This is a genomic window from Oerskovia turbata (assembly GCF_000718325.1).
Classification (GTDB): Bacteria; Actinomycetota; Actinomycetes; order Actinomycetales; family Cellulomonadaceae; genus Oerskovia; species Oerskovia turbata.
Map to the genome: position 1 here is coordinate 1 of NZ_JOFV01000030.1, position 2426 is coordinate 2426.

A 2426-nucleotide genomic window follows, 5' to 3' on the forward strand; every position below is an offset into this window, starting at 1 on the left:
TGGTACTGCCCTGGAGACGGGGTGGGAGAGTAGGTCGCCGCCGGACAACCATTCACCAAAGGCCCACCCCACACGGGGTGGGCCTTTGGCATACCCGGACTCACCACGCGCGCGACGCCACGCCCCACCGAAGCCCCAGTCCCGGACACCGTCACGTGTCACGGGGCTCTTTCGCGTTCCGGCACGCGCCTCGTGCGCGGAAGGCGACCCCCTGTGCAGAACGCTGTCAGCGGGCTGTGAGGCGTGGGGCGTCGGCCAGAACCACTGCTGCCTGCACCCCTCTCGCCACAGTCGCTAGCCGGCGGGGACGACCCGGCTCCGAGCCGTGCGACGAGCCGGTAGCCTTCGAGTCAGGCGGCCCGACCCCGATGCTGCCACGCCCCCGGAGGAACACGTGGTCACCCGTATCAGCGCACGCAATGCTCGATTTCAGGTGCTGCAGACGCTCCTGTCCAACCGCTCCAAGCGTCACCGCGCAGGAGAGTTCATCGTGCAGGGGGTGCGGCCGATGAACCTGGCGATCCAGCACGGGTGGGAGATCCGTGCCCTGCTGTACGACGCCGACCGCTCTCTCTCGCCCTGGGCCAGGGACCTGCTCGCGTCACAGCCTCACGCCGAGAAGGTGGCGATGTCGGCGGACCTGCTGGCCGAGCTCAGCGAGAAGACCGAGGGCGCGGCCGAGGTGCTGGCCGTCGTCGGCATGGCCCCCGACGACCTGACCCGTATCTCCGTGCGGCAGGACTTCCTGGGCCTGGTGTTCGACCGCCCCACGCAGCCCGGCAACATCGGGTCGATCATCCGCTCGGCGGACGCCCTCGGTGCGCACGGCGTGATCACCACCGGGCACGCCGCGGACGCGTACGACCCGAAGTCCGTCCGCGCTTCGACGGGTTCCTTCTTCGCCGTACCGACGGTGAGGGCCGCATCGCCCCACGACGTCGTGGAGTGGGTCGAGGACCAGCGTGCGGCCGGCGTGCCGGTCGTGGTCGCGGCGACGGACGAGAACGGTGACGCCGAGATCTCGGCGTTCGACCTGACTCAGCCCGTGCTGCTCCTCGTGGGCAACGAGACCGCGGGCCTGTCCCGTGCATGGCGCGACGCTGCGGACGTCACTCTCAGCATCCCGATGGCCGGTGCGGCCAGCTCGCTCAACGCCGCGAACGCCGCCTCGATCGTCCTCTACGAGGCACGCCGGCAGCGTTCGGCGAGATAGCAGTCGTCGGCTGCACGGGGGGCCAGGCCGGTCTCGGGAGGGGCGGCGTCGGAGGTGCCGGTCGTGCTACGGGCACGGTCGGGCGCCGCATCGTGTCTGGGGCGCCGACGCCCTGGGGCGCCAACCGGAGCTGGATCGAGCGCGAGCACCCTGTCGGGCGTTGTTGCACAGGGTCGACCGGAAGGTGGGGAAGACCGTCGCGGGTGTCGACACGATAGGAATCTGGCTGCGGGACGCGCGGTCCGTCGTCCGTAGACGGGGGGCGGAGACCGTCGGAGACCCGGGTCCCCGCATCTCCCGGGGTGATCGCGTCCTAGAGAACGCGTCGGTAGAGCTCAGCAGGTGCGGCCTTCTCGAGCTGCTCGAGCTCCGCCACGAGTCGCACGAAGTGCTCCGTCCGGGTGTGGGCGTCGAGATCGTCCTGCGACTTCCACTCCTCGACGAGGACGAACCGGGTCGCGTCGTCCATGCGCTGGAGGAGCTCGTACGACAGGCAGCCGGCCTCCTGCCTGGTCGCGTCGACCAGCTCGCGGTAGACCTCGAGTGCACGAGGCTGGTGCCGTTCGTCGACCGAGCAGGGAACGAGCACTCGCACGGGCACTCCGTCATCCGGGCGGTGTCGGCCGGGGTAGGGACTACGGGTGTCCGTGGAGAGGCTCATGCCTCGACGCTACCGGTGCGGTCGAGGGAGTGTCGTCGGTTGCGCCGGGCCGTATGGGCCCCGATGGCGACCTGCCGGCGCCCGGTGACGGGGGTCACGGGGCACGGGTTTGACCGTTGGCCCTCGACCACCGTAATGTTCTCTGAGTCAGCCCGGCAGGGAGGAACAGACACCACTGCGAAGCTCTTCGGAGCCGCCGCGAAGTGGCTGGATCCCCCGGGTGAACCACACTTCCTGAAGATTCCTGGGGATACTTGTTTCCTTGAGGAGTAGGGAATCTGGTCGGCTTGTGCGGCTCACTTCACGAGAAATCGCGAGGTTGGAACGCCCCGGAGAGTCTGATAAGATTAACAAGTTGCCCCGAGTGAAGGCCCATGGTGGGTTGGAGTCGGTGCGTGTCGGTTGCTTGAGAACTCAACAGTGTGCTTGATAGTTAATGCCAATTGTCCTGCATGGGCGTGTGGCGCGCATCGTTTGGTGTGTGTTGTGTGTTCGTGTGGAGACTACTTTTTGGTATGAATTGAAAACGTCATGTTTTCGGTTTGTAGCCAT

Annotated in this window: 2 protein-coding genes; one reads left to right on the forward strand and one right to left on the reverse strand. The window is 67.5% G+C overall.

Features of this window, described 5'->3' with window-relative positions:
• Positions 1–433 precede the first annotated feature (433 nt).
• The gene (locus IE95_RS0118205) at positions 434–1213 is read left to right on the forward strand and encodes a TrmH family RNA methyltransferase (RefSeq protein ID WP_240666443.1); all 780 of its coding nucleotides are present in this window, start codon (positions 434–436) and stop codon (positions 1211–1213) included.
• A 313-nt stretch (positions 1214–1526) separates the two neighbouring features.
• Here IE95_RS0118205 and IE95_RS0118210 read toward each other — a convergent pair whose 3' ends face one another.
• Positions 1527–1808, reverse strand: coding sequence for a putative quinol monooxygenase (locus IE95_RS0118210; protein WP_030153608.1), 282 nt, complete (start codon positions 1806–1808; stop codon positions 1527–1529).
• Between the last annotated feature and the right edge of the window lie 618 nt (positions 1809–2426).